Consider the following 26,077-nt stretch of genomic DNA (forward strand, 5'->3'; position numbering starts at 1 on the left):
CCATGCGCGCCCTGACCCGGAAGTTGGCGGTGCGCGCGGTCGCGGCCCTGCTGGTGGCAAGTGTCACCACAGGCTGCGGCTTCCAGCTGCGCGGTTCGAACGGCAGCTACACGATGCCGTTCCACAGCATCTATCTCGGCTTCCCGGACACGTCCGCGCTGGGCACGGAACTCAAGCGCAACCTGCGCGCGTCCGACCAGGTGGTCATCGCCGACAAGGCGACGGATGCCGAGGCGCAGTTCGTGCTGCTGGGCGAGTCGCGCAACAAGTCCATCCTGTCGCTGAACAGCCTGGGCCGCGTGCGCGAATACCTGCTGACGTACACGATGTCGTTCACCGTGCGCGACGCGAAGGGCGCGGAACTGGTGCCGCCCACGCAGATCTCGCTGCGCCGGAACATGGCGTTCGACGAGACCCAGGTGCTGGCCAAGGAATCGGAAGAAGCGCTGCTGTACCGCGACATGCAGGCGGACCTCGTGCAGCAGATCATCCGCCGCCTCGCGTCGATCAAACCAGCGACTTAACTAAAAAGGAACACCATGCAGTTGCGGCCTGAGGCGCTCGACGGGCACCTCGCCAAGGGGCTCGCGCCCCTGTACGTGATCACGAGCGACGAGCACCTGCTCGCGCTGGAAGCGGCGGACAAGATCCGCCGTGCCGCGCGCGCGCAAGGGTATTCCGAGCGCGACGTGCTCACGGTCGAGCGCAACTTCAAATGGGGCGAGCTGCTGGCCGCCAACCAGGCCATGTCGCTGTTCGGCGACAAGAAGCTGATCGAGCTGCGCATCCCCGGCGGCAAGCCGGGCAAGGACGGCAGCGCGGCCCTGCAGAACTATGCGAAAGACCTGAATCCCGACAACCTCACCCTGGTCACCCTGCCGAAGCTGGACTGGCAGACGGCCAAGGCGTCGTGGGTGGCGGCGCTGCAGCAGGCGGCGGTCTACGTCGAGATTCCGAACGTGGAACGGGCGCAGCTGCCGGGCTGGATCGGCATGCGCTTATCAAGCCAGAACCAGAGCGCGGACCGCCAGAGCCTGGACTTCATCGCCGACCGCGTCGAGGGCAACCTGCTGGCGGCGCACCAGGAAATCCAGAAGCTCGGCCTGCTGTACGAGCCGGGCAAGCTCACATACGAGCAGGTGCATGACGCCGTGCTGAACGTGGCGCGCTACGACGTCTTCAAATTGTCGGAAGCGATGCTGGCCGGCGACCCGGCCCGCCTCGTGCGCATGCTGGAAGGGCTGAAAGGCGAGGGCGAGGCGTTGCCGCTGGTTTTATGGGCCGTCTCCGAAGAAATCCGCACGCTGCTAAAATTAAAGGCAGGGATGGCGCAGGGACGCCCGCTGGGGGCCCTGCTGAAGGAATATCGCATCTGGGGCCCGCGCGAGCGCATGATGGAACCGGCGCTGCGCAGGATTTCGCTGCCGACCCTGGAAACGGCGCTGCAGCAGGCGGCGCAGGTCGACAAGATGGTCAAGGGCCTGCGCGCGAAGCAGTTCGCGGGCGATGCGTGGGATGCGATGCTGCAGCTGGCGTTGAAAGTCGCATCGACATAACGAATTCACTGGAAGAAGCACGATGGACATCACCGAGTACATGCAAACAATCGGCCGCCAGGCGCGCGCGGCCTCGCGCGGCATGGCGCGCGCAGACAGCGCCACCCGCAACCAGGCCTTGCTCCTGATCGCCGCCGCCATCGAGCGCGACGCCGACCAGCTGCGCGCCGCCAACGCGCGCGACATGGAAGCGGCGGCCGCCGCCGGCCTGGAACCGGCGCTGCTGGACCGCCTCGCGCTGTCCGACAAGGCGATCGCCACGATGGTCGACGGCCTGCGCCAGATCGTCGCGCTGCCCGATCCGATCGGCGAAATCACCGACCTGAAATTCCGCCCGACGGGCATCCAGGTGGGCCGCATGCGCGTACCGCTGGGCGTGATCGGCATCATCTACGAAGCGCGCCCGAACGTGACCGTCGACGCGGCCGGCCTGTGTATCAAGAGCGGCAATGCCGCCATCCTGCGCGGCGGCTCGGAAGCCATCCACTGCAACCGCGCGCTGGCCGCGCTGGTGGCCGAAGGCCTGCGCGGCGCCGGCCTGCCGGAGCACGGCGTGCAGGTCGTCGAGACGACGGACCGCGCCGCCGTCGGCGCCCTGATCACGATGCCGGAATTCGTGGACGTGATTGTCCCGCGCGGCGGCAAGGGCCTGATCGCGCGCCTGATGAAGGAAGCCACCGTCCCGATGATCAAGCACCTGGACGGCATCTGCCACGTCTACATCGACGCGAAAGCGGACATCGCCAAGGCGCTGCCGATCGCGATGAACGCGAAAACGCACCGCTACGGCACGTGCAACACGATGGAGACGCTGCTCGTCGCCCGCGCCATCGCGCCGACCGTGCTGCCGCAACTGGCCGAGCTGTACGCGACGAAGGAAGTGGAACTGCGCGCGGATCCGGAAGCGCTGGCGATCCTGCAGGGCTATCCGCATTTGACGCCCGCGACGGAAGAGGACTGGAGCACGGAATACCTGGCGCCGATCCTCGCCGTGAAGATCGTGGACGGCATCGACGCGGCCATCGAGCATATCAACACGTATTCGTCGAAGCACACCGACGCCATCGTTACCGAGGATTACACGGACGCGATGCGCTTCCTGCGCGAGGTGGATTCGGCCTCGGTGATGATCAACGCGTCGACGCGCTTCGCCGACGGCTTCGAATATGGCCTGGGTGCGGAGATCGGCATCTCGAACGACAAGCTGCATGCGCGCGGGCCGGTTGGGCTGGAAGGCCTGACGTCGCTGAAATACGTGGTCTTTGGCCACGGCGAAGTGCGCAAATAAATTCGGGGTCAGAGCACATTTTTCGGAAAATTCGGGGTCAGAGCACATTTGAGGACAATTGTTCCTACGTGCCTCTAATTGCGGCAGCCTGCATCCGCGAGGCGGGGCAGAGGGACTTTGTCGATCTCTTGGCGCCCGTTGATTCTCAAGAGCCATTGCACTAAAAAGTGCTCTGACCCCGAATTTTTGCGAAAACGTGCTACGACCCCGAATTGGAGCTCTTGAATAAAGGAATTGCATGTACCTCTGGATCAAAGCGCTGCACATCGTCTTCGTCGCCTCGTGGTTCGCCGGCCTGTTCTACCTGCCGCGCATCTACGTGAACCTGGCCCAGGAAAGCAACCCTGCAGTAGTCGAGCGCCTGCTCGGCATGGGCCGCCGCCTGTACCGCTTCACGACGATCCTGATGGTGCCGGCGCTGTTGCTGGGCCTGTGGCTGTGGCTGGGCTTCGGCATCAAGGGCGGCTGGCTGCATGCAAAACTGGCGCTCGTGATCCTCGTGATCGGCTACCATCATGCGTGTGGTTCGCTGCTGAAAAAATTCGAACGCGGCGTCAATACGCGCAGCCATAAGTGGTTCCGCGTGTTCAACGAGGTTCCGGTTCTGCTGCTGCTGGCCATCGTAATCCTGGTCGTCGTAAAGCCGTTCTGACCTGAAGATTCAACAAGTTTGATTGGCGGCCGGGCCTACATCCCCGGCCGCTTCGTTTTTAACCAACGGATAAAGGGTACCCCCATGACTTCTTATTTCTGCCCCTGCCCGCGCGGCATGGAACAGGCACTGGCCGACGAGCTGGCCGAGATCGCACAAACCACCGGCAGCACGTCGCTGAAGGTGCACAACCAGGTGCCGGGCGGCGTGCACTGCTCGGGCACGGACGCCGACGCGTACCGCATCAACCTGCATTCGCGAATCGCGTCGCGCGTGCTGCTGCGCATCGCCAACCGCACCTACGCCAACGAAAACGACATCTACGACCTCGTGCTCGAACAGCCGTGGGAAGACTGGTTCAGCGTCGACCACACGATCCGCGTCGACATCACCGCAATCAAGTCGCCGCTGACGAGCCTCGAGTTCACCACGCTGAAGATCAAGGACGCCGTCTGCGACCGCTTCCGCGACCAGTTCGGCCGCCGCCCGTCCGTCAACACGCGCACGCCGGACATGCGCATCATGGGCTTCCTCGACCAGCGCAACTTCACGATCTACCTCGACACGTCCGGCGAAGCGCTGTTCAAGCGCGGCTGGCGCGAGGAGACGGGCGACGCGCCGCTGCGCGAAAACCTCGCCGCCGGCCTGCTGCGCGTGGCGGGCTGGAAGCCGGGCATGACGCTGTTCGATCCGATGTGCGGCTCGGGCACGATCCTGATCGAGGCCGCGCAGATGGTGCAGGGCATCCCGCCCGGCGCGCGCCGCCGCTTCGCGTTCGAGAAATTCAGGAACTTCAATACCAAGGCCTGGCAGGAGATGAAGACGGCGATCAAGCCGAACCCGCTGCCGGAGACGCCAACCATTTTCGGCTCCGACATCTCCGGCGACATGGTCGCGATGACGCGCCATAACCTGCGCTCGGCCGGCATCCTGTTCGAGGTGCCGCTGAAGCAGATCGAGGCGCAGCAGGTGCAGCCGCCCACCAGCGAGCCAGGCCTCCTGGTGACCAATCCCCGTACGGCGAGCGGATCGGCGTGCGCGGCGACTCCACCATTCCGCAGGACGAGATGGCCGTCGGCTTCTACCAGCAGCTCTCCGCCACCCTAAAGCAGCGCTTCGCCGGCTGGACGGTGTACCTGTTCACGGCCGACCTGGGCCTGCCGAAGATGCTGCGCCTGAAGGAATCGCGCAAGACCCCGTTCTTCAACGGCGCCCTCGAATGCCGCCTGTTCCGCTTCGACATGGTGGCCGGCTTCAATCGCCGCGACGCGGCAAAACCGAAAGAAGAATAACGATGCTGCCCGAACCCGAACCGGACAATCTACCGAAAGACCCCGTCACCCCGATCCCGCTGCCGGCACCGCACAAGATCGCGATGCTCTCGGCCGGCGGCCTCGCCACGCTGCTGGCCGCGCTGTCGATGCTGGGGCCGTTCTCGGTCGACGCCTACCTGCCCGCGTTCCCGGCCATCCAGGCGTCGCTGAACGCGACCGGGCTGGAAGTGCAGCAGACGCTGACGGCGTACATGCTGGCCTTCGCCGGGATGTCGCTGTGGCATGGCGCGCTGTCGGACGCGTTCGGGCGGCGCAACGTGGTCCTCGTCGGATTGATCGTGTTCGCGGTCGGCACGCTCGGCTGCGCGTCCGCGCATTCCGTGCACTACCTGTGGATCTTCCGCATCATGCAGGGCGTCTCGGCCGGCGCCGGCGTCGTCGTGGGCCGGGCGATCATCCGTGACCTGTATTCGGATGCGCCGGCCGCGCGGCTGCTGTCAATGGTGACGATGATCTTCTCGATCGCGCCGGCCATCGCGCCCGTGCTGGGCGGCTGGGTGGTGGCCGCGTTCGACTGGCGTTCGATCTTCCTCGGCCTGCTGGCCTTTTCCGTCGTGCTGTGGTGGGTGTGCTGGCAGCACCTGCCGGAGACGATGCCGGTGGAGCGCCGCCAGCCGTTCAACCCGCGCTTCCTGGCGCGCAGCTACTCGGACATTTTCAGTTCCGTGCTGTTCCAGATGAAGTCCGGGATCGTCGCGTTCAACTTCGGCGGCATGTTCCTGTTCATCGCGGGCGCGCCCGTGCTGCTGCCCGTGCACCTGCACCTCGGGCCGTCGGATTTCGCGTGGCTGTTCGTGCCGGCAGTGAGCGGCATCTTCCTGGGCGCGCTGGCCGCCAACCGCCTGGCGGGGAAGATGACGTTCTCGCGCCAGATCGCGATCGGCTATGCGCTCATGCTGGCGGCCGTCACCGGCTCCGTCGCGTACCACGCCGTGCTGCCGCCGGCGCTGCCGTGGACCGTGCTGCCGATGTTCTTCTATAACTTCGGCAGCTCGATCATCAACCCCAGCGCCACGTTGCTGGCGCTCGACCTGTTCCCGCACATCCGCGGCACGGTGGCGTCGTGCCAGTCGTTCGTGACGACCTTGATGGGTGCACTGGTCGCCGGCATCATCGCGCCGGCGCTGACGCATTCCGTGCTGGCGATGGCGCTCGGCCAGGCCGCGTTCGCGCTGGCGTCGCTGGCGTGCTGGATGACCTCACGCCAGTATCGCCGGTACAAGGCGCTGGCCTGACGGTCAGTTGGCCTTCGCGCCGCCGGTATAGCTCAGCGTGGCGAGTTCTTTTTGCGCCTCGTCCGGGCCGACCAGTTCCGGCACGATGTGCCCGGCCATCAGGCCCATCGACACCCTGGTGCGCACGTACTTGACCTCGCCCTTGTCGAGGGCGAAGCTGAGTTTGTTGCTGACTTCCGTGCTGGTGACGGCTTCGTGGCTGCCGGGCGCGGCGTCCACATAAAAATAGCCGCCCGGCTGCGATTTGCCGACGGTCGCGCCGTCGAGCATCACCTGCGGCTGGATCGCCGCGCCCAGCATGCTGTCGGTGCGGTAGAAATACACGCGGCCCTGCTCGGCGCCCAGCTTGGGCGTGCTCGCTTCCTGCTGGGCGAACTTGGGGCCGCTGGCGGCGCAGCCGGCCAGCACGAGGGCGAAAAGAGGCATGGCAATGAGGTGCAGTTTCATCCGGGGTTCCTGATCAAGGGTTGGTAAAGCGAAGCGGCGCGGTCGCGCCGAGCGGTGAATAGCCGTGTTCGGCGGGCAGGTAAAACCCGACCAGCACGCCGTCGCGCACGACCAGCCAGGCTTCGTGGATGTGTGCGCCCTCGAGCGTGAACACGTCCCCAACGGGGCGGTAGACGTCACCCTGGTCGACGGTGCCGGCGGCCCGCCATCTGCCACCAGCCTTGAGCGTGCGCGTATAACCGGTGTCGAGGGTGATGCGGGTTGCTTGCGCCAGTACACGCGTGGCTGGCTGGCCGGACAGGGCGAGAGGCTGGAGCCGCGCCGGTGAATGCCGGACCGCCGCACACGCCGTCAGTGTCAGTGCAAGGAGCAGGCAACAAGATCGGGCGCCGAGAAATTTCATGGCGCGATGGTAATGGTTGTTTCTTGCGTAAATACTCACACAAAGTCACTATCGCAATATAATTTCTCCCTCGTGTGTGCTTTCATGGCAAACATGATGTTGAGCAATCGTTTTTCGAGATAAATTTGTTTTTTGTCAATACGAGCGACTCGAAGTATGACTCTAAAACACGTCACTTTTGTAGGAAAATATTGTTCCCGGCCAGAAATGTATATATGCTAAGATAAGTTTTTCATGCTTGGAATAACGATGTAAGAATTGCTCTGTTCCAGGGACCGCAAGAACGCAACTGTGGCAGCTTCCGCACAAGGGAGGGCGGCCATTACCCAAAAACCAAGTTGGCGGCCGTGCTTGAATCCATACATCAACCTGACCAGGACATCCGCAATCGCCTGCTGATCGCGCGCTTGCCGGCCATGCCCCAGATCCTCATCAAGCTGCTTGCACACCTGCAGGCGGACGATCTGGGCATGCCCGAACTGGCCGCGCTGGTTGCCAAGGATGCCGGCATGACCGGCAAGATCCTCACCGTCGCCAACAGCTCCGCGTACCACCGCAACAGCCGCCAGCCGAACCTCGAGCAGGCGATGGTGGCGCTGGGCACGGACATGATCAAGACGCTGGTCATCAGCGACTCCGTCTTCCAGACCTTCAACAGCTTCCCGAATTCCAGCGCCACCGACCTGCGGGCGTTCTGGAAGAACTCGTTGACGGCCGCCGTGCTGGCGCGCGAAGTCGCGCGCCGCATCGAGTATTCGCAGCCGGAAGAAGCCTATCTCGCCGGTCTGCTGCACAACGTCGGCCGCCTGGCGCTGCTCGCGACGGCGCCCAAGGAATACGCCTTCAACTTCACGGCGCGCGACGACGAGGACCTGTGTGCCGTCGAACAGCGCACGCTGCAGATCACGCACGCGGAAGCGGGCGCCTGGCTGATCGAGCGCTGGCAGCTCGATTCCTTCCTCGCCGATTCCGTGCTGTACCACCACGAGCCGAGCGAACGCCTGGAAGCGGCGCATCCCCTGATCCGCATCGTGCGCGTGGCCCACGTGCTGGCGAGTCACGCCAACGACGACGCCCTCGTGGACGAGGCGCGCGCGCTGTGCGGCCTGGGGCCGGACGCGCCGGACGAATTGCTGGGCCTCGCCGCGCGCCAGGTCGAGAAGGCCGCGATCCATCTCGGCATCGATCTCGCGGGTGCCGACGATCTGCCCGTGCCGGCCGCGTTCGCGCCGCCGCCGCCCGTCGATCCCGTGCAGCAGCGCCTGTCCGAGGAAGTCCGCAACCTCGTGCTCGTGTCCGAAGTCGGCCAGACGTTCGCGCGCCAGCAAGGCGAATCGGGCCTGCTGGAAGCGATGACGCGCTCGGCGCGCATCCTGTTCGATTTCGAGAACGCCGTCGTGCTGCTGGAGAATCCGACCGGCCAGGCCCTCGTGGGCGCGCCGACCGCGAACCAGCAGCGCATCGCAGAATTTACGGTACCGCTGGCGAAGGGCGGCGCCGTCGCGCAGGCCGCGCTGGACCGCCGCCTCGGTTTCATCCGCCGCGACGGCCGTCCGCTCGGCCTCGCGGAAGAACAGCTGCTGCGCATGCTGGGCACGGAGTCGCTCGTGTGCCTGCCGCTCGTCGCGGGTGCGCGCTGTCTCGGCGTGATGATCGGCGGCGTCGCGGCCTGGCAGCTGCCGGCGTGCCAGAAGCGCGAGCGCTTCCTGCAGGCGTTCGGCGCGCAGGCCGCGGGCGCGCTCGAGACAGCGATGTCGGAGCGCGGCCACGCGCGCCGCCAGCTCGCCCACGTGGCCGAGGAATACAGGGAGGCTTCGCGGCGCGTCGTGCACGAAGTGAACAACCCGCTGTCGATCATCAAGAACTACCTGTCGGTCCTGGACAGCAAGCTGGAACGCCAGGAACCCGTCAGCGCCGAGCTGTCGATCCTGAACGAGGAGATCGACCGCGTGGGCCAGCTGGTGGGCAGCCTGACCGAGATCCAGCCCAAGGTCGACAGTGCGCCGGCGGCCGACGTGGCCCGCGTCGTGGACGACGTGCTGCGCCTGTTCCGCACGACGAATTTCATTCCGGCGAACGTGGAAATCGTCGTGAACATGCTTGACGCCGAGAGCCGCATCGAGGGCGATCCGGACATCCTCAAGCAGATCCTCGTGAACCTCGTCAAGAATGCGATCGAGGCGCTGTCCGGCAGCGGCGGCCGCATCGAGATCGCCAATCGCGGGCACGTGAACCGCGAGCGCAGGCTGTACCTGGAACTGGTCGTCTCCGACACCGGTCCGGGCCTGTCGCGCGAGGTGCTGGCCAATCTGTTCTCGGCCGTGAAGAGCACCAAGGAGGGACCGCACCACGGTCTCGGCCTGTCGATCGTGCACAGCCTGGTCAAGAAGCTGAACGGGCATATCGCCTGCCGCAGCGGCACGACCGGCACCAGTTTTGAAATCCTGCTGCCGGCGCATGCCGGCGCCGGCGCCCCGGCCATTTCGCCGGTGCGCGCGCTTGGATCCGTATAAGGTAACAATGAATCCATTCTCCGCCAGCGCCACGTCGTCCAGCCCCCACGACACGCAATCCTCGCTCGGCATCGACCAGCCCCGACTCCTGCTCGTCGACGATGAACCGCGCCTGCTCGCCTCCCTGTACGAGTTGCTGCAGGGCCGCGGTTACCAGCTCGTCACGGCCGCCACCGGCAGCGAAGCCCTCGCGCACCTGTCGCGCCTGCGCTTCGACCTCGTGCTGCTCGACCTGCGCCTGCCCGACATCGGCGGCCACGAGATCATGGACTTCATTAACGAGAAGGGCATCGACGCAGACGTCATCGTGATGAGCGGCGAGGTCGGCATCGACGCCGCCATCGGCGCGCTGAAACGGGGCGCCTACGATTACCTGCGCAAGCCGTACAGCCGCGAGGAACTGCTCAAGACCGTCGCGAACGCGCTCAAGCAGCGCCGCCTCGAGCAGGCCAACGCGCGCATCGCGAGCCAGCTGGAAAACTCGGAAAAGATGTACCGCTACCTGGTGGATTCGTCGCCGGACATCATCTACACGCTGAACCACGAAGGCAAGTTCACCTTCATCAACGACCGCGCCTACCAGCTGCTCGGCTACAAGCGCGAAGAACTCATCGGCCAGCATTACTCGATCCTCGTGCACGACGAAGACCTGGAGCGCGCGCGCTACGTCTTCAACGAGCGCCGCGTCGACGAGCGGGCCTCGCGCAACGTCGAGCTGCGCCTGAAGTGCCACGCGGGCGCGAACCAGGAACGCACGTTCAACAACACCCTGATGACGATCTCGCTGAACGCGATCGGCATGCACGTGCCCGATCAGGAAGTCAGGAAGCTCGAGTTCTACGGCACGTACGGCGTCGCGCGCGACATCACGGACCGCAAGCGCGCCGAGGAAGTCATCTCGTACCAGGCCTACCACGACATCCTGACCGACCTGCCGAACCGCATCCTGTTCAAGGACCGCCTCGGCCTCGCCGTCATCCAGGCCAAGCGAAAGCAGACGGAACTCGCCGTCATGTTCATCGACCTGGACCGTTTTAAACTCGTCAACGATACGCTGGGCCACGTGAAGGGCGACGAACTGCTGCAGCAGGCCGCCGGCCGTTTGAAGGAATGCCTCCGAAAAGGCGACACGCTCGCGCGCCAGGGCGGCGACGAATTCACCATCGTGCTGCCGGAACTGCGCGACCGCGACGACGCGCGCATGGTGGCCGACAAATTCCTCGAAGTGCTGCAGGAGCCGTTCGACCTGGACGGCCACGCCGTGCACATCTCGGCGTCGATCGGCATCGCGGTCTATCCGGTCCACGGCGAATCGATCGACGAGCTGCTGCGCCACGCCGACATCGCCATGTACCAGATCAAGGGACAAGGCAAGAACGGCCACGCGTTCTACGACCCGTCGATGCAGGACGTGTCGCACCAGAAGATCGCGCTGGAACAGAGCCTGCGCCGCGCGCTCGAGAACAACGAGCTGGAGATGTACTACCAGCCGCAGATCGACGCCATCAGCGGCCGCATCGTCGGCGCCGAGGCGCTGATGCGCTGGAACCACCCCACGCGCGGCATCGTGTCGCCGGGCGAATTCCTGCCGTTCGCCGAAGAGAACGGCCTGATGCTGCCGATCTCGGACTGGATGATCGGCGCCCTGTGCCGCGACATGCTGCAGTGGAAGAACATCGGCAACCAGGTGCGGCTGTCGCTGAACCTGTCGCCGCAATACCTCGACCGCGGCGATTTCTACGAAAAGATGCGCAACGCGCTGCTGCGCTACGGGATCGCGCCGAGCCAGATCGAAGTCGAGATCACCGAGAACATCTGCATCCGCAACCCGCAGCACGCGATCGAGCAGCTCAACAAACTCGGCCAGCTGGGCGTCTCCGTCGCGATCGACGACTTCGGCACCGGCTATTCGTCGCTGGCCTACCTGCACCGCTTCCCGGTCCACACGATCAAGATCGACCAGTCGTTCGTCAAGGAGATCCACGACGAACACGGGCACTATCCGGTCGTCCTGGCCATCATCTCGATCGCGCGCGGCCTGGGCCTGAACCTGATCGCGGAAGGCGTCGAGACCGACTCGCAGGCACGCTACCTGCGCGCCAACGGCTGCCTGACGATGCAGGGCTACCTGTACCACCGCCCGATGCCGCTCGGCCGCTTCATCGACGTGCTGCGTACGCAGGGGCTGCCGGCGGGTGCGTCGAACGTACTCGCCTTCCAGGCCTGATGCGTTATGACCCCCAGCGAGATCGACGCTCGCCACACCGCTGAGTTCCTGCGGGTGAAGGCGCTGGCCGAGCGCGGCGTCGCCACGGCCCAGCACAGCCTGGGCTTCATGTACGTGAACGGCCAGGGCGTGCCGCGCAATTTCGAGCTTGCCGTCGCGTGGTACCGCATGGCCGCCAGCAGCGGCCTCGAACAGGCGCAGTACAACCTCGGCGTGATGTACCAGAAGGGGCAAGGCGTGGCGCAGGACCTGGGCCAGGCGTTGTACTGGTACCGGCAAGCCGCGGAGCAGGGCTACGTGCAGGCCCAGTACAACCTGGGCTGGCTGTATGCGAAAGGGCAGGGCACGCCAGCCGACGTGCACGAGGCGCTGCACTGGTTTAACAAGGCCGCCGAACAGGGCGATCCCGGCGCCCAGCACAATCTCGGCATGATGTACGAGGGCGGCAAGGGCGTCGCGCAGGACGTCGCGCTGGCCGTCGAGTGGTATCGCAAGGCCGCCGAACAGAATTACGCCCGCTCACAGTTCAATCTCGCGCTCCGGTACGACAGCGGCCAGGGCATCGCGCGCGACGTGCAGCAGGCCATCCACTGGTTCCGCAAGGCTGCGGAGCAGGGCTATGCGCCGGCCCAGTTCAACCTGGGCCTCCGCTACGACAAGGGCCAGGACCTGCCGCAGGACAGCGAGAAGGCGATCCTGTGGTATGGCCGCGCGGGAGAACAGGGCCACGCCAGCTCGCAATTCAACCTCGCGCTGATCTACGATGCCGGCCACGGCGTCGCGCGCGATCGGCAGCTGGCGCTGGCCTGGTTCCGGCGCGCGGCCGAGCAGGGGCACGCTGCTGCGCAGGACAACCTGGGCCTGCGTTACGAAATGGGGACAATGAGCGGCCAGGGTGTCGAGCAGGATCACGCACAGGCCGCGCACTGGTATGCCCTCGCGGCGGCGCAAGGCTTCGCGGGCGCGCAGTACCATCTGGGCCAACTGTATGACGCGGGCCACGGTGTGGCGCAGGATCCGTCGATCGCGCTGGACTGGTATCGCAAGGCCGCGGAGCAGGGCCACCTGCGCGCGCAGTTCGATCTCGCGCTGCGTTTTGAAAGCGGCAACGGCGTGCAGCAGGACGAGCGCGAAGCCGCGTACTGGTACCGCAAGGCAGCCGACCAGGAGTACGCGCCCGCGCAGTACGCGCTGGGCCAACTGCTGGACCGCGACGACACGGGAACGGTCGATCCGCGCCAGGCAACGATGTGGTACCGCAAGGCGGCCGAGCAGGGCCACGCGCTCGCGCAGTTCGCGCTGGGCCTGCGCCACGACAGCGGTCACGGCGCCGAGCGCGATTACGAGGCCGCCCATTTCTGGTACCTGTGCGCCGCGCGCCAGGGCCACGCGCGCGCCCAGTTCAACCTCGGCGTGATGTATGCGGCGGGGCAGGGCGTGCCGCTCGATCTCGTCGAAGCCTATGCATGGCTGCACCGCGCGGGCGCCGCAGGTATCGCACCTGCCGCCGGTTACATCCGGCGCGTGGCGGCGCGCATGGAACCTGCGTTGCTGGCGCAGGCCAACGGTTACATAGGTGCGGCGTAGCGCAGCGTACGCGCGAGGAAGGTTTCGATCGCGACCGAACTCGCCGTCGGCGCGCTCAGGTGCGGGCAGTGGCCCACGTTGTCGATGACCTGCAGCGTGCTGTGCGCCAGGTGCTCGTGCAGCCACTCGCCCACTTCGCGCGGCACGATCAAATCGTCGCTGCATTGCAGGATCAGGGCGGGGACCGTGGAGCGCTCCACCTCGGCGCGGATATCGGTCTGGAAGGTCACGCGCGCGAAATGCTTGGCGATGGCAGGGTCGTTGCGGCAGAAGCTGCGCGTCAGTTCCTGGCCCAGTTCCGGGCGGTTGGGCGCGCCCATGATCGCAGGCGCCATCTTGCGCGACCAGTCGATGAAGTTGGCCTCCATCGCCTGCAGCAGGCCGTCTATGTCTTCGCGGTTGAAGCCGCCGATGTAGTCGTCGTCGTTGATGTAGCAGGGCGACGGTCCGACGAGCACCTGGGCCACGAAGCGCTCCGGTGCGGCCACCGTCGCCAGCAGCGCGATCGACGCGCCCACCGAGTGGCCGACGACGACGGTCGGGCCGGCCACGCAGGCATCGAGCACGTCCAGCAAGTCGGCCACGTGGCCGTGCAGGCTGGCGTACTTCGTGCGGTCGTAGGCCGCCCAGTCGGAGAGGCCGCTGCCCGTCAGGTCGTACAGCACGACGCGGAAGCGCTCGGCAAACGCCGGCGCCACAAAACGCCACATCGTCTGGTCGCAACCGAAACCGTGCACGAACACCATCGTCGTGGACCCGGTGCCGATGACGTGGACGTTGTTGCGGAACTGTACAGACATGGCAAATCCTGGTCGAAGCGTGAAGCAATCCATCGATATTACCATTGTGAAATCAAAGCCAGATGAACGCACTTTGATCTGGCGCAAACCCTGCAACAGTGCGTTCGCGCACGGCACGGCGGGGTCGATTCGCGATATACTGTTCATATATACAGTATTTATCCCACGATGGAACTCAAAGACAAGCTCGAGATCCTGGCCGATGCAGCCAAGTACGACGCGTCCTGCGCCAGCAGCGGCGCGCCCAGGCGCGATTCCGTCGACAAGGACGGGCTGGGGGCGACGAACGGCATGGGCATCTGCCACAGCTATACGCCGGACGGGCGCTGCGTGTCGCTGCTCAAGATCCTGCTGACGAACTTCTGCGTCTACGATTGCCAGTACTGCGTGAACCGGCGCACGTCGAACGTGCCGCGCGCCCGTTTTTCCGTCGACGAGGTCGTGAAGCTCACGCGCGATTTTTACCTGCGCAACTACATCGACGGCCTGTTCCTCAGCTCCGGCATCATCCAGTCGAGCGACTACACGATGGAGCAACTGGTGGAGGTCGCGCGCCGCCTGCGCGAAGAGCACCAGTTCCGCGGCTATATCCATCTGAAAACGATCCCGGATGCCGATCCGCGCCTCATCGAGCTGGCCGGCCGCTATGCCGACCGCCTGTCGGTGAACATCGAGCTGCCCACGCAGGACAGCGTGACGAAGCTCGCGCCCGAAAAGAACGTCCACACGATCAAGCTGGCGATGGGTTCCATCCGCACGAAGCTGGACGAAAAGGACGACCACCCCAAGGCGCCCACGTTCGCGCCGGCGGGGCAGAGCACGCAGATGATCGTCGGCGCGGATGCCAGCGACGACCAGACGATCCTGAATACCGCGCAGACGCTGTACGGCAGCTACAAGCTGAAACGCGTGTATTACTCGGCCTTCAGCCCGATCCCGCAAAGCCCGTCCAGCGTGCCGTCCGCGCCGCCGCCGCTGCTGCGCGAGCACCGGCTGTATCAAGCCGACTTCCTGTTGCGCGGCTATGGCTTCACGGCGAAGGAGCTGATGCCGCAGGCCGGCAACCTGGCGCTGGACATCGACCCCAAGCTGGGCTGGGCGCTCGCGAACCGCGACCACTTCCCGCTCGACCTGAACCGCGCGGACGAGTCCATGATCGCGCGCGTGCCGGGTATCGGACTGCGCACCGCGAAGCGCCTGATCGATCTGCGGCGGCTGCGGCGCATCCGCTGGGAAGACCTGTCGCGCCTGCGCTGCAGCCTGAAAAAGCTGGCGCCGTTCGTGATCACGGCGGACTACAGGCCGGCGCAGGGCGCCGCATCGACCGACCTGCTGCGGCGTAACCTGGCCGACGCCCCGCAGCAGATGAACCTGTGGCCGGAACTGCAGGCGGCGTGATGACTGCGGATGCGCTGGTCCGGACAGGGCAGCCGGTGCTGGTCGAGACGTTCGCGGAGTGGCGCGAAGCGGCGCGCGAACTGCTCGTCCACGGCATACCGCCCGACCAGGTGACGTGGGGCGCGCCGCACATGGGCGACCTGCTGGCGGGCGGCGACCTGTTCACGGGTGCGCCGGCCGCCGCCGGGGCACCGCATAATCCTTCCATACCGCCGACCGAGCCTTTGCACCCTGCGCCGCACATCCCGCGTTCGCTGATGGAGATGCTGCAGTCGGCCGCCTGCTGCCGCGTGCCGGACCGCTGGGCTTTCCTGTACCGCGTGATCTGGCGCTGGCAGCAGGGCGAGCACGACGTGCAGTCGCCGGCCGACGAGGATGGCGCACGGCTGCACGCGATGGTAAAGGCGGTCCACCGCGAGGAACACGACATGCATGCCTACATCCGCTTCCGCGAGCGCCCGGAAGAAGCCGGCCCGCCGCGCTTCGTCGCCTGGTACGAGCCGCGCCACGACGTGCTGCCCCAGGTCGCCGAGCATTTTATTTCCCGCATGGGCAAGGTCAGCTGGATGATCGCCACACCGGAGGCGAGCGTCCTGTGGGATGGCCAGACGCTGCACAATACCGGACCACTCGTGCGCGATGCGGCCGACCTCGAAGACACTGGCGAGGCCCTGTGGCTGACGTATTACCGCAGCGTGTTCAACCCCGCCCGCCTGAACACGAACGTGATGCACCAGCATATCCAATCGGACCGGTGGAAGAACCTGCCGGAGGCGAAGATCGTGCCGCACATGGTCAGCGAAGCGGCGCTGGGCGCACGCAAGGTGGGCCAGTACGAAGCCGTCGGCCAGCGCAAGGGCACGACGATCCCGATCGCCCCCGAGGACGCCCAGCCGGAACGCCAGCAGCCGTCGAAACTGGACGAATGCCGGCGCTGCGAGCTGTGGCAGTTCGCCACCCAGGCCGTCGGCGGCGAGGGACCAAGGCGCGCGAAGATCATGTTCGTCGGCGAGCAGCCGGGCGACCAGGAAGATCTCGCCGGACAACCGTTCGTCGGCCCGGCCGGCAAGCTGCTGGACCGCGTGTGCGAGGCGGCCGGCGTCGACCGCGACACGATCTACGTCACCAACGCCGTCAAGCATTTCAAATGGGAGCCGCGCGGCAAGCGCCGCCTGCACAAGACGCCGGTCCAGCGCGAGATCGAGGCCTGCCACTACTGGCTCGACAAGGAGCTGGCGAGCGTCAAGCCGACCGTCATCGTGGCCCTGGGCGCCACCGCGCTCAAATCCGTGCTGCGCACGGCCAACGTCACGCTCAAGAATTCCCTCGGCAAACCGCTGCGCCACGAGGGGCACTGGGTCGTCACGACGTACCACCCGTCGTACGTGCTGCGCGTGCCGGGCGAGGAGGCGAAGCGCGAGGCGTTCAACACGATGGTCGAGGGCCTGAAACTGGCGCACGAGCTCCTGGAGCGGCCGGTCGACGTACCCGACGCGTGAATATTGCTGTTGCGACATATGCATGTCAAAGTTGTAACACTTCGTTGCCCGATAGGCTAAGCTCATCCGTGGCGCTAATCTTTTGCGCACACAACAACAACGATGGGATGCCCGATGAGCAAACGATATGCATGTGCGCTTTACCTGAGTTTCCTGACCCTGCCGGTTCTGGCCCAGACCACGCCCCAGCCTGAACCCGCACCCACAGCCCAGCCCGTTACCGTCGAGGCCGCCGATGCCGTCCCCGCCACCGTCGTCGTCGAAGGCCGCCGGCCCGGTCCCGGCGTCTGGAAAGTCTCGAAGGGCGACCACGTGATGTGGGTGTTCGGCCTCTACGCCCCGCTGCCGCAGAAGATGGAATGGGATGCGTCGCGCGTCGAACGTCTCGTGGCCAGGTCGCAGGAAGTGCTGCTGCCGCCCGGCGCCAACGTCGAGGTCGGGTTCTTCCGGGGTCTGACTTTGCTGCCGTCCATGATCGGCATGGAAAAGAATCCGGACGGCGCCCGGCTGCAGGACTTGGTGCCGGCCGACGCGTATGCGCACTGGCAAGTCCTGAAAGACAAATACATCGGCAAGGACGACGGCATCGAGCGCGACCGGCCGGTCTTCGCGGCCGACAAACTGCTTCACGCGGGCCTGAAGAAGAACGGCCTCGCGCCCAACAACGACGTGCGCGGCGAAATCGGCAAGATCGCCAGCCAGAACAAGGTCAAGCTGACGCCCACCATCCTGCAGCTCGAACTCGACGATCCGCGCCGCACGCTGAAGGAATTCAAGAAGACGCAGATGGCGGACCTGAGCTGCTTCACGAAGACGCTGGACCGCCTGGACACCGACATCGAGACGATGCGGGTCCGTGCCAACGCGTGGGCCAACGGCAACATCGCCGACATTGCCCGCCTGGACTTTGCCGCACGCGACGAGGCATGCGGCGATGCACTGCTGAACAGCGACCTGGCGAAGACGACGCCGGCCTTCCAGAACCTGCGCGAACGCATCCGTGCCAACTGGATGAAGATGGCCGAAAAATCGCTGGCCAATAACACGTCGACGTTCGCGCTGCTGATGATGAAGGACCTCGTCGGTCCGGCGAATTACCTGGCCGACCTGCAGGCGAAAGGCTACACGGTCGAGAGCCCAAGATAACAAGGACATCACGCCCATGAGGAAGAGAACCAACCGATACGTGCTCTGGCTGGGCCTGCTGGCCCTGCCGGCGTTCGCGCAGACCCTGGAGCAGGCCGTCGACCCGAACGCCATCCCCGCGACCGTCGTCGTCGAAGGCCGCCGACCCGGCCCGGGCGTGTGGAAGGTGTCGAAGGGAACGCACGTGATGTGGGTCTTCGGGACATATGCGCCGCTGCCGCGGAAGATGGAGTGGGATGCGTCGCGCGTGGAGCGTCTCGTGGCGAAGTCACAGGAAGTCCTGATGCCGCCCGTCGCGAAAGCCCATATCGGTTTCTTCAGCGGATTGACGGCGTTGCCGAGCCTCATCGGCATCAAGCGCAATCCGGACAATGCGGTCCTGCACGACGTCGTCCCGGCCGACGTCTACGCGCACTGGACGGTATTGAAGGCCAAATACATCGGCGACGACGACGGCATCGAGCATTATCGTCCCGTCTTCGCGGGCGAGGAGTTGCTGCTCGCCGGCCTCAAGAAAAGCGGCCTCTCCTATGGCAACGAGGTGCTCGGCAAGATCGAGGACATCGCGAAAAAGAACAAGGTCAACATGACCGACTCGGGCTACGACGTGATGGTCGACGACCCCCGCAAGCTCGTGCGGGACTTCAAGAATTCGCAGGTGGACGACCTCGTCTGCTTCACGAAGACGCTCGACACCCTGGACACCGATCTCGAAACGATGCGCGTGCGCGCGAATGCCTGGGCCAACGGCGACATCGCCGAGATCCGCGGGCTGAATTTCGCCGAGCGCCGCGATGCGTGCCTGGACGCCGTCATGAACAGCTCGATCGCGAAGGATGCCGCGGCCTTGCGCCAGGTGCGCCAGCGTCTGCGCACGTCCTGGCTGAAGGCGGCGGAAAATGCGCTGGCCAGCAACGCCACCACCTTCGCCGTGCTGGAGATCCAGGACATCGTCGGCCCGACGAGCTACCTCGCCGGGCTGCAGGCCAGGGGTTACACGGTCGAAAGTCCCAGATGAACTACGCAGGTTCGCCCGGCACCCCCAGGCCGTCCTCGCGCGACGCGGCCTGGGCCACGCGGGCACCCGGCGGTACGTCGTGCGTCACCCAGACATTGCCGCCGATGACGGCGCCCTTGCCGATCGTGATGCGGCCCAGCACGGTGGCGCCGGCATAGATGACGACGTCGTCCTCGACGACGGGATGGCGCGGCAAGCCCTTCTGCAACGTGCCGTCGACATTCGCGGGGAAGCGCTTGGCGCCGAGCGTGACGGCCTGGTACAGGCGCACGCGCTGGCCGATGACGGCCGTCTCGCCGATCACGACGCCCGTGCCGTGGTCGATGAAGAAGCCGGCGCCGATCGTCGCACCCGGGTGGATGTCGATGCCTGTTTCCGCATGCGCCTGCTCGGCGATGATGCGCGCCAGCAGCGGCAGGCCGAGCCCGTACAGGCAGTGCGCGAGGCGGTGGTGGATCATTGCGTGGATGCCCGGATAGCACAGCAGCACCTCGTCGACGCTGCGTGCGGCCGGGTCGCCCTGGAAGGCGGCGATCACGTCGCTGTCGAGCAGGGTGCGGATGCCGGGCAGCGCAGCGCCGAACGCGCGCGTGGCGTCGAGCGCCTGGGGTTCGATGTCGGTATGGGTCAGGTGGCGCAGCGCGGCGCCGTAGCGCAGTTCGATGCGCACCTGGCGCAGCAGCGCGTGCAGGGCGGTGTCGAGGGCGTGGGCGACATGGAAATCCTCGCTTTCCTGGCGCAGGTCGGGCGGCCCCAGTCGCAGCGGAAACAGCACGCCTTTCAGCTGCCCGACGATGGTCGCCAGCGCTTCGCGTGACGGAAACTCGATGCCGCGCACTTCGCCGGCCGGACGATGGGCCTGGCGCCATTGCCGGCGCGCTTCGTTCAAGTCGCGCACGATCGCGCCGATGTCGAAGTCGGCCATTATTCGTGCTCCCGGAGGTAGTGCCCGTAGGAAAGATATGGCTTCACGGTGCCTCCGCTGTGCTGATGGACGAGTGTTCAATATACGAGCCCGTCCATGGGTAGCCCAACGAATTTTTCGACACTAGCTCATGCTCAAAACATCTAAGCGGGTTCGAGGTGGCTTGTGTGCCGTCAACGGCAGTTTGCAAAGGATAGTGTTGACGCGATGATACGCGACAGGAAAGAGTGTTGCGCTCGGTTTAGAGACGGCCTGATAATACAAAGTCCGTTTAGGCAACGGTGCGGCCGTGGCCTGCATGCTATTCTAACGCCCGTTCGTTAAGGCAACTCATCGGTACGGAATAGCTACCTCTCTAAGGTCAGGCATGATTGATACTGCAGCAATATTGCTCTTCAGCTCGCTCGTCGTGTATACGGTCATCCGGGCCATCAAATTCGACAAGCTGCTTCCCTGGTTTTCCAAAGACGCCCAGCAACCGCCTCCGCCGGTGAAGAAGAGCTTCCGCAAATAACAATAATTCGGCGTCATACTATGCAGAGTCTTTTCTTGTCGGCGGTCTTTGCCGCTTTCATGGTGGCGGGTGCCTACGCCCCGTTTGCCGCCGCGCTCGGGTTCATCTGGGTCGACATCGTCCGGCCCCAGCAGCTCGCCTATTCGATCATCAATGGGCAGCCGCTGTCGTTCATCGCGGCGGTGGTCACGCTGGTGCTGTTCGCCGCCAAAGACAAGAAGGCGCCGCCGAAGTTCGGCCCCATTTTGACCCTGATCGCGCTGTTCCTCGTGTGGATAACGTTTACGACCGCCCTGTCGACGTTTCCGACGCAAGCCTGGTCGAAATGGGACTGGGCATCGAAGGTCGTCATCTTTGCATTGCTGATTCCGTATATCTTCCGTTCGCGGGTGCAGATCGAAGCGTTTCTGCTGGTGTTCGTGTTTTCCTCGGGGACGATCCTGTTTTCGGCCGGCATCAAGACGCTGCTCGGCGGCGGCGGTTACGGCACGCTGGCCGTGCTGGGAACGGGTAACACCGGCCTGTCCGAGAGCAGCACGCTGGCGGTGGTGTGCGTGATGCTGATCCCGCTGATCATGTTCCTGATGCGCTATACGATGATATTTCCGCGGAACAAGCTGACGCAAGCGTTGTTCCTGGGAATGATCGTCATCGCGCTGTCCGCGGTGGTCGGCACGACGGCACGCACGGGGATCATCGCGGTCGGCGTGATGTGCCTGATGTCGCTGGCACAGTCGAAAAAGAAAATGTGGTGGATTGCCGGTTTTGCGCTCACCGCCATCGTCATCATGAATCTCGATCTGTCGTCGACGCGCTGGGGCAACCGCATGTCGACCATCGAAACCTATAATTCCGACGGGTCCGCGATGGGCCGGATCAAGGTGTGGCAGTGGACGGTCGAGTATGTAGGCAGCCATCCGCTGGGCGGCGGATTCGATGCCTATCTGCATAACCGTATTCTCGGTGCCGGGCCCGACGGCGAAACGCAGTATCTGCCGGACGGTCAAATCGGCGGCAAGGCTTTCCACAGCATCTATTTCGAAGTGCTGGGCGAACAGGGCATCCCCGGTTTCATCATGTATTACCTGATGATCGCGCTGGCGCTCATGAAACTCTTCAAATTGAAGAGAACCTGGAAAGACGATCCCGGGCTGGGGTGGGTGTCCGCCCTGGCCAATGCCATGGTGACCATGATCATGGTATTCCTCGCCGGCGGTTCGTTCGTCGGCATCGCCTACCAGCCCTACATTTTCTACATCGTCAGCCTGACCGTGGCACTCGACCAGTATGTGGCGCGCGTGGTGCGGGATGAACTCAAGACAAAAGGACGTGGGTTATCGTGAAGCTCAACCAACTTGCAGGATTGCGGGGGATCTGTGCCTGGTGGGTGGTGTTTTACCATTCCCTCGCGTTGATGGATGATTCGGTGCCGCTGCCGGTCAAGCACTTCATCTCGCACGGCTACCTGGCCGTCGACCTGTTTTTCCTCCTGAGCGGCTTCGTGATCTTCCTGAGCTATCACGCCTCGCTGTCGACGAATTTTCCGCACAGCGTCGGCAAATTTTACTGGAACCGGTTTTCGCGCATCTATCCGCTGCACGTCGTCATGCTGGCGGGCTACCTGATCCTCTTCGGCGCCTTCACGTTCCTGTCGACCAGCCACACCGCGCCGGAATCCTATACCTGGGGCGCATTTGTCCAGAGTATGTTTCTGGTGCACATGTGGTTCGGTGGCGATCTCACCTGGAACGTGCCGTCGTGGTCGATCAGTTCGGAATGGTTCGTCTACCTGTTCTTCCCGCTGATGGCATACAGCCTGCGCAAGCTGCGCGGCGGTATCGTCGCGCACCTGCTGAGCATTGCGCTGGCCGCCGTCGTCCTGCACGTGATCTACTCGCTGAGCGGGCTCCATTCCATCGGCGCCGACATTTCCCATATGGCCCTCGTGCGCACCATGTTCGAATTCCTGATGGGCGTGTTCGTCGGCTCGCTGTTCGTCAACCACCGGGATTTCCTGGTGCGCAATGCCCGGGTGGCGCTCGCGGGCTTCGTCGCGCTGTGCGTGCTGTACGCCACGACGCCGACGCCCGATTACGCGCTGATTCCGATCATCTTTGCGCTCCTGATCGCGTACCTGAGCGTGACGACCTCGTGGATGACCGCCATCCTGTCCACGCCGGTGCTCGTCTATCTGGGGGAAATCTCGTATTCGACGTACATGGTGCATTACCTCGTCTACGATCTGCTGAAAGCCGTCTTCATGTCCGACCCGCACCACATCGACCAGTTGTACCTGTGGCTGTCGTTCGTGGTCGTCTTCGTCCTGTCGGTGCTCCTGCATCACGCCGTGGACATGCCGTCCCAAAAATACTTCCGGCGCCGCCTGTCGACGCGCTAGGCAACGTTGTCAATCCATGCAAAACCCGCGTAGAATGCGGGCAACGCGGGTGTAGCTCAATGGTAGAGCAGAAGCTTCCCAAGCTTACGACGAGGGTTCGATTCCCTTCACCCGCTCCAGTCTGAAATAAAAAATGCCTGCATCAGCAGGCATTTTTTTATGGAGCGACAGTCGCGTGCGATCAGCCCTGGCGCTTGCGGCGCAGCGCGCCGAGGCCGGCCAGGCCGAGGCCCAGCAGTGCCAGCGAGGCCGGTTCCGGAACGGCGCGGGTGACGTGGTCGACGACCACGTTGTCCAGCGAGTTATAGCCGGGGTCGTTGCGGGTGATGAAACTCAGCGTGGCATTGTCCGCCGCGGCGATGAACGACGTCGTAAAGTGACCGCCGGTCGAGGTGCTGAAGAATTGGGTGCCATTCAGTGCCACGGCCATCGAGCCCCAGCTCACCGCGATGTCGAAATTGATCGTATAGGTTTCGCCGGCAATCGTGGCGATGACCTGGTTCAGGAAGGCATTGCTGCCCACGGCGCCGTCGTTCCACCGGCTGTTATTGAAGTTGGAATACCCGGTATTGCCCGTCAGCGTCCAGTTGCTGCCGCCGGCGGCGAAATCGCCGTTCGTGACGAGGTTGGCGCTCGCGGAGGTGCTGACGGCCAGCAGGGCGATGGCAGAGAAAAGTTTTTTCATGAGACTCTCCAGGAAATTATCGTTATGAAACGGTAAAAGCATCTTCCGTGCCAGAAATCTATTTCCTAGCATTTATAAGGACTTATCCAAGGGGAAATTTTAATTGCAGATATGCATGTAAAAAAAGCCGACACATGGCCGGCTTCGGTTGAGCTGCATTAAAAAAGGTGCCGGTCTTTACCCGTAATGCGTTTCGGCCCGGCCGTCCCGCCGTGCGCGCCCTGCGGCTAGCCCTTATGGCACACTGGTGTTGTCGCTCCATCCAGTATCAATCATGCAAGAACACGGACGCCAGTCTGATGAACGTATCACCCCTCCGGACATGCCCGAGCACGCCGGCGCCCTGATGTTCCTGAGCGGCGGCGGCGAAGTCGGCGCGATGATGCGCGCACACGACTGGTCGACGTCGCCGCTGGGCCATCCGCGCACGTGGCCGCAGGCGCTGCGCACGGTGGTCGGCCTGATGCTCAACTCGAAACTCCCCATGTTCGTTGCGTGGGGGACGGAACTCGCCTTCCTGTACAACGATCCGTATCGCGAGGTCCTCGGCGACAAGCATCCGGCCGCGCTGGGCAGGCCGTTCCACGACATCTGGTCCGAGATCTGGCACGACATCGGCCCGCTGATCGAGCGCGCGCTGCGCGGCGAGGCCACGTATGCCGACCGCCTGTACCTCGTAATGAACCGCCACGGCTACGACGAACCGACTTGGTTCACGTTTTCGTATTCGCCCGCGCGCGACGAGAACGGGGCCATCGCCGGCATCTATTGCGCGTGCGTCGAGGTCACCGACCAGGTGCTCGCCGAGAAATACCGCAACGAGGAGAACGAGCGGCTGCGCGGCCTGTTCTCGCAGGCGCCGGGGATCATGGCCGTGCTGCGCGGTCCCGAGCACGTGTTCGAGCTCACGAACCAGTCGTACATGCAGCTGGTCGGCCACCGTCAGATCGTCGGCAGGCGCGCGCGCGAGGCGCTGCCGGAAATCGTCGGCCAGGGCTTCCTCGAACTGCTCGACCGCGTGTACGCGACGGGCGAACCGTTCGTCGGCCATGCGCTGCCCGTGCGCCTGCAGCGCGAGCCGGAAGGGCCGCTGGAAGAGCGCTACATCGACTTCGTCTACCAGCCGATCCGCGACGAGAACGGGGCCGTCAGCGGCATTTTCGTGGAAGGCAGCGACGTCACCGACCGCAAGCTCGTCGAGGACGAACTGCGCGCCGCCAACCGCCAGAAGGACCAGCTCCTCGCGATGCTGGCGCACGAACTGCGCAATCCGCTCGCGCCCATCATGACGGCGGCCCAGCTGTTGAAACTCGGCCGGCTGGACGCCAAGAGCGTGGCCAACGCCAGCGAGATCATCGTGCGCCAGGCCGAGCACATGACGGACCTCGTCAACGACCTGCTGGACGTCTCGCGCGTCACGCGCGGTCTCGTCACCCTGGAGAGGGACGAGCTGGACCTGAACGTGATCGTGTCCGCCGCCGTCGAGCAGGTGCGGCCGCTGATCGACGCGCGCCGCCATGCGCTGACCCTGCAGCTCTCGGGCCAGCCGGCGCACGTGACGGGCGACCGCACGCGCCTCGTGCAGGTCATCTCGAACATCCTCAACAACGCCACCAAGTACACGGCGCCCGGTGGCCGCATCGTGCTGGCCGTGACCGTGGGCGACGAGCAGGTGACCGTGTCCGTGCGCGACAACGGCGTCGGCATCGCGCCCGAAGTCCTGCCGTACATCTTCGACCTGTTCACCCAGGCCGAGCGCACGCCGGACCGGTCGCAGGGCGGGCTCGGGATCGGCCTGGCGCTGGTGAAAAGCCTCGTCGCGCTGCACGGCGGCACCGTGCACGCCCACAGCGAGGGGCTGGGGCAGGGCAGCGAGTTCTCGATCTGCCTGCCGTGCGCGGCGCGCGCGCCGGCGGAGGCGGCCAACGATGGCGGCGGGGCAGCGGCGGGCACGGCCCCGGACAATGGCAGTCTGCGCGTGCTGGTCGTCGACGACAATGCCGACGCGGCCCAGATGCTGGCCGCGCTGCTCGAAGTGCAGGGCCACGCGGTCAGCGTCGAATACGACGCGCGCGGGGCGCTGGCGCGGGCGAGAAGCGAGCATCCGGACGTCCTGCTGCTCGACATCGGCCTGCCCGACATGGACGGCTACGAACTGGCGCGGCGCCTGCGCGCGCAGCCCGAGAACGCGGGCGCCACGCTCGTCGCCCTGACCGGCTACGGCCAGAACCAGGACCGCGAGGAGGCGCAGCAGGCAGGCTTCGACCATTATCTCGTCAAGCCGGCCGACCTGAACGAGGTCAACGAGGTGCTGGCCCAGGCGGAAGCGCGGCGCTGAACGTTCACGCGTGCGCGTATTGCCGCGCGGAACAAGGAGCGCTATCCTAGGTGCATGCCTCCCGCGTGCGTTGCGCGCCGGGGCGGCGTATTTTCGTACCATGGTAAAAGCGGG

General features: G+C 64.9%; 21 protein-coding genes, 1 tRNA gene and 1 pseudogene. 18 read left to right on the plus strand and 5 right to left on the minus strand.

Annotated elements, in window-relative coordinates:
- Positions 1–2: 2 nt before the first annotated feature.
- The 6 genes and pseudogenes from P0M04_RS11310 to P0M04_RS11335 all read left to right on the plus strand — a co-directional run bounded on the left by P0M04_RS11310 (position 3) and on the right by P0M04_RS11335 (position 6,065).
- Complete coding sequence (locus P0M04_RS11310; protein WP_259450581.1) at positions 3–524, plus strand: LPS-assembly lipoprotein LptE; 522 nt, start codon at positions 3–5, stop codon at positions 522–524.
- Positions 525–539: 15 nt separating this feature from the next.
- Positions 540–1,556 carry a DNA polymerase III subunit delta gene (gene holA / locus P0M04_RS11315; RefSeq protein ID WP_259450582.1) on the plus strand — a complete coding sequence of 339 codons (1,017 nt, stop codon included), beginning with the start codon at positions 540–542 and terminating at the stop codon, positions 1,554–1,556.
- Positions 1,557–1,578: 22 nt separating this feature from the next.
- Positions 1,579–2,844 (plus strand): glutamate-5-semialdehyde dehydrogenase, encoded by a 1,266-nt coding sequence (locus tag P0M04_RS11320; protein ID WP_259450583.1) that lies wholly within the window; start codon positions 1,579–1,581, stop codon positions 2,842–2,844.
- A gap of 238 nt (positions 2,845–3,082) precedes the next feature.
- Positions 3,083–3,496 (plus strand): CopD family protein, encoded by a 414-nt coding sequence (locus P0M04_RS11325; protein WP_036234455.1) that lies wholly within the window; start codon positions 3,083–3,085, stop codon positions 3,494–3,496.
- Positions 3,497–3,613: 117 nt separating this feature from the next.
- Positions 3,614–4,788: pseudogene (locus tag P0M04_RS11330) on the plus strand (THUMP domain-containing class I SAM-dependent RNA methyltransferase).
- 2 nt (positions 4,789–4,790) lie between these two features.
- Positions 4,791–6,065 (plus strand): multidrug effflux MFS transporter, encoded by a 1,275-nt coding sequence (locus tag P0M04_RS11335; protein ID WP_259450584.1) that lies wholly within the window; start codon positions 4,791–4,793, stop codon positions 6,063–6,065.
- A gap of 3 nt (positions 6,066–6,068) precedes the next feature.
- Here P0M04_RS11335 and P0M04_RS11340 read toward each other — a convergent pair whose 3' ends face one another.
- Together P0M04_RS11340 and P0M04_RS11345 are read right to left on the minus strand one after the other, a co-directional pair.
- On the minus strand, positions 6,069–6,512 hold the full coding sequence (locus P0M04_RS11340) for a DUF2846 domain-containing protein (RefSeq protein WP_259450585.1): 444 nt from the start codon (positions 6,510–6,512) through the stop codon (positions 6,069–6,071).
- Between the two features lie 13 nt (positions 6,513–6,525).
- The gene (locus P0M04_RS11345) at positions 6,526–6,915 is read right to left on the minus strand and encodes a hypothetical protein (RefSeq protein WP_259450586.1); all 390 of its coding nucleotides are present in this window, start codon (positions 6,913–6,915) and stop codon (positions 6,526–6,528) included.
- Positions 6,916–7,331: 416 nt separating this feature from the next.
- Here P0M04_RS11345 and P0M04_RS11350 point away from each other — a divergent pair, with 416 nt between their 5' ends.
- From P0M04_RS11350 to P0M04_RS11360, 3 genes are read left to right on the plus strand one after another with little or no spacing between them, the layout of a single operon-like run.
- Positions 7,332–9,428 (plus strand): HDOD domain-containing protein, encoded by a 2,097-nt coding sequence (locus tag P0M04_RS11350; protein WP_259450854.1) that lies wholly within the window; start codon positions 7,332–7,334, stop codon positions 9,426–9,428.
- Positions 9,429–9,435: 7 nt separating this feature from the next.
- Positions 9,436–11,655 carry a putative bifunctional diguanylate cyclase/phosphodiesterase gene (locus tag P0M04_RS11355; protein WP_259450587.1) on the plus strand — a complete coding sequence of 740 codons (2,220 nt, stop codon included), beginning with the start codon at positions 9,436–9,438 and terminating at the stop codon, positions 11,653–11,655.
- A 6-nt stretch (positions 11,656–11,661) separates the two neighbouring features.
- The gene (locus P0M04_RS11360) at positions 11,662–13,242 is read left to right on the plus strand and encodes an SEL1-like repeat protein (protein ID WP_259450588.1); all 1,581 of its coding nucleotides are present in this window, start codon (positions 11,662–11,664) and stop codon (positions 13,240–13,242) included.
- On the opposite strand, the gene P0M04_RS11365 is transcribed toward P0M04_RS11360, so the two are convergent.
- A complete protein-coding gene (locus P0M04_RS11365) occupies positions 13,224–14,042 on the minus strand; it encodes an alpha/beta fold hydrolase (RefSeq protein WP_259450589.1) in 819 nt (272 codons plus the stop codon). The two genes, P0M04_RS11360 and P0M04_RS11365, sit on opposite strands and share 19 nt — an antisense overlap.
- Before the next feature lie 168 nt (positions 14,043–14,210).
- Between P0M04_RS11365 and P0M04_RS11370 the strand changes: the two genes are divergently transcribed.
- The 4 genes from P0M04_RS11370 (at position 14,211) to P0M04_RS11385 (ending at position 19,103) form a co-directional block, all read left to right on the plus strand.
- On the plus strand, positions 14,211–15,440 hold the full coding sequence (locus tag P0M04_RS11370; protein ID WP_259450590.1) for a putative DNA modification/repair radical SAM protein: 1,230 nt from the start codon (positions 14,211–14,213) through the stop codon (positions 15,438–15,440).
- Positions 15,440–16,939 (plus strand): UdgX family uracil-DNA binding protein, encoded by a 1,500-nt coding sequence (locus tag P0M04_RS11375; RefSeq protein ID WP_259450855.1) that lies wholly within the window; start codon positions 15,440–15,442, stop codon positions 16,937–16,939. The genes P0M04_RS11370 and P0M04_RS11375 overlap by 1 nt, the downstream gene beginning before the upstream one ends.
- Before the next feature lie 114 nt (positions 16,940–17,053).
- On the plus strand, positions 17,054–18,085 hold the full coding sequence (locus tag P0M04_RS11380; protein ID WP_259450591.1) for a TraB/GumN family protein: 1,032 nt from the start codon (positions 17,054–17,056) through the stop codon (positions 18,083–18,085).
- A 16-nt stretch (positions 18,086–18,101) separates the two neighbouring features.
- Positions 18,102–19,103 (plus strand): TraB/GumN family protein, encoded by a 1,002-nt coding sequence (locus tag P0M04_RS11385; protein ID WP_259450592.1) that lies wholly within the window; start codon positions 18,102–18,104, stop codon positions 19,101–19,103.
- Position 19,104: 1 nt separating this feature from the next.
- On the opposite strand, the gene epsC is transcribed toward P0M04_RS11385, so the two are convergent.
- Positions 19,105–20,028, minus strand: a complete 924-nt coding sequence (gene epsC / locus P0M04_RS11390; protein ID WP_259450593.1) for a serine O-acetyltransferase EpsC — start codon at positions 20,026–20,028, stop codon at positions 19,105–19,107.
- A 367-nt stretch (positions 20,029–20,395) separates the two neighbouring features.
- Here epsC and P0M04_RS11395 point away from each other — a divergent pair, with 367 nt between their 5' ends.
- The 4 genes from P0M04_RS11395 to P0M04_RS11410 all read left to right on the plus strand — a co-directional run bounded on the left by P0M04_RS11395 (position 20,396) and on the right by P0M04_RS11410 (position 23,059).
- Positions 20,396–20,542: a hypothetical protein gene (locus P0M04_RS11395; protein WP_259450594.1), complete on the plus strand. Its 147-nt coding sequence runs from the start codon at positions 20,396–20,398 to the stop codon at positions 20,540–20,542.
- A gap of 20 nt (positions 20,543–20,562) precedes the next feature.
- The gene (locus P0M04_RS11400; protein WP_259450595.1) at positions 20,563–21,885 is read left to right on the plus strand and encodes a putative O-glycosylation ligase, exosortase A system-associated; all 1,323 of its coding nucleotides are present in this window, start codon (positions 20,563–20,565) and stop codon (positions 21,883–21,885) included.
- Positions 21,886–21,932: 47 nt separating this feature from the next.
- Positions 21,933–22,940 (plus strand): acyltransferase family protein, encoded by a 1,008-nt coding sequence (locus P0M04_RS11405; protein ID WP_281042405.1) that lies wholly within the window; start codon positions 21,933–21,935, stop codon positions 22,938–22,940.
- 45 nt (positions 22,941–22,985) lie between these two features.
- Positions 22,986–23,059 (plus strand) — tRNA-Gly (locus P0M04_RS11410).
- 62 nt (positions 23,060–23,121) lie between these two features.
- Here P0M04_RS11410 and P0M04_RS11415 read toward each other — a convergent pair.
- Positions 23,122–23,625: a PEP-CTERM sorting domain-containing protein gene (locus P0M04_RS11415; protein WP_259450597.1), complete on the minus strand. Its 504-nt coding sequence runs from the start codon at positions 23,623–23,625 to the stop codon at positions 23,122–23,124.
- A gap of 322 nt (positions 23,626–23,947) precedes the next feature.
- Between P0M04_RS11415 and P0M04_RS11420 the strand changes: the two genes are divergently transcribed.
- On the plus strand, positions 23,948–25,963 hold the full coding sequence (locus P0M04_RS11420; RefSeq protein WP_259450598.1) for a hybrid sensor histidine kinase/response regulator: 2,016 nt from the start codon (positions 23,948–23,950) through the stop codon (positions 25,961–25,963).
- Positions 25,964–26,077: the final 114 nt, after the last annotated feature.

The sequence above is a fragment of the Telluria mixta genome (genome assembly GCF_029223865.1).
In the GTDB taxonomy this organism is placed as follows: Bacteria; Pseudomonadota; Gammaproteobacteria; order Burkholderiales; family Burkholderiaceae_D; genus Telluria; species Telluria mixta.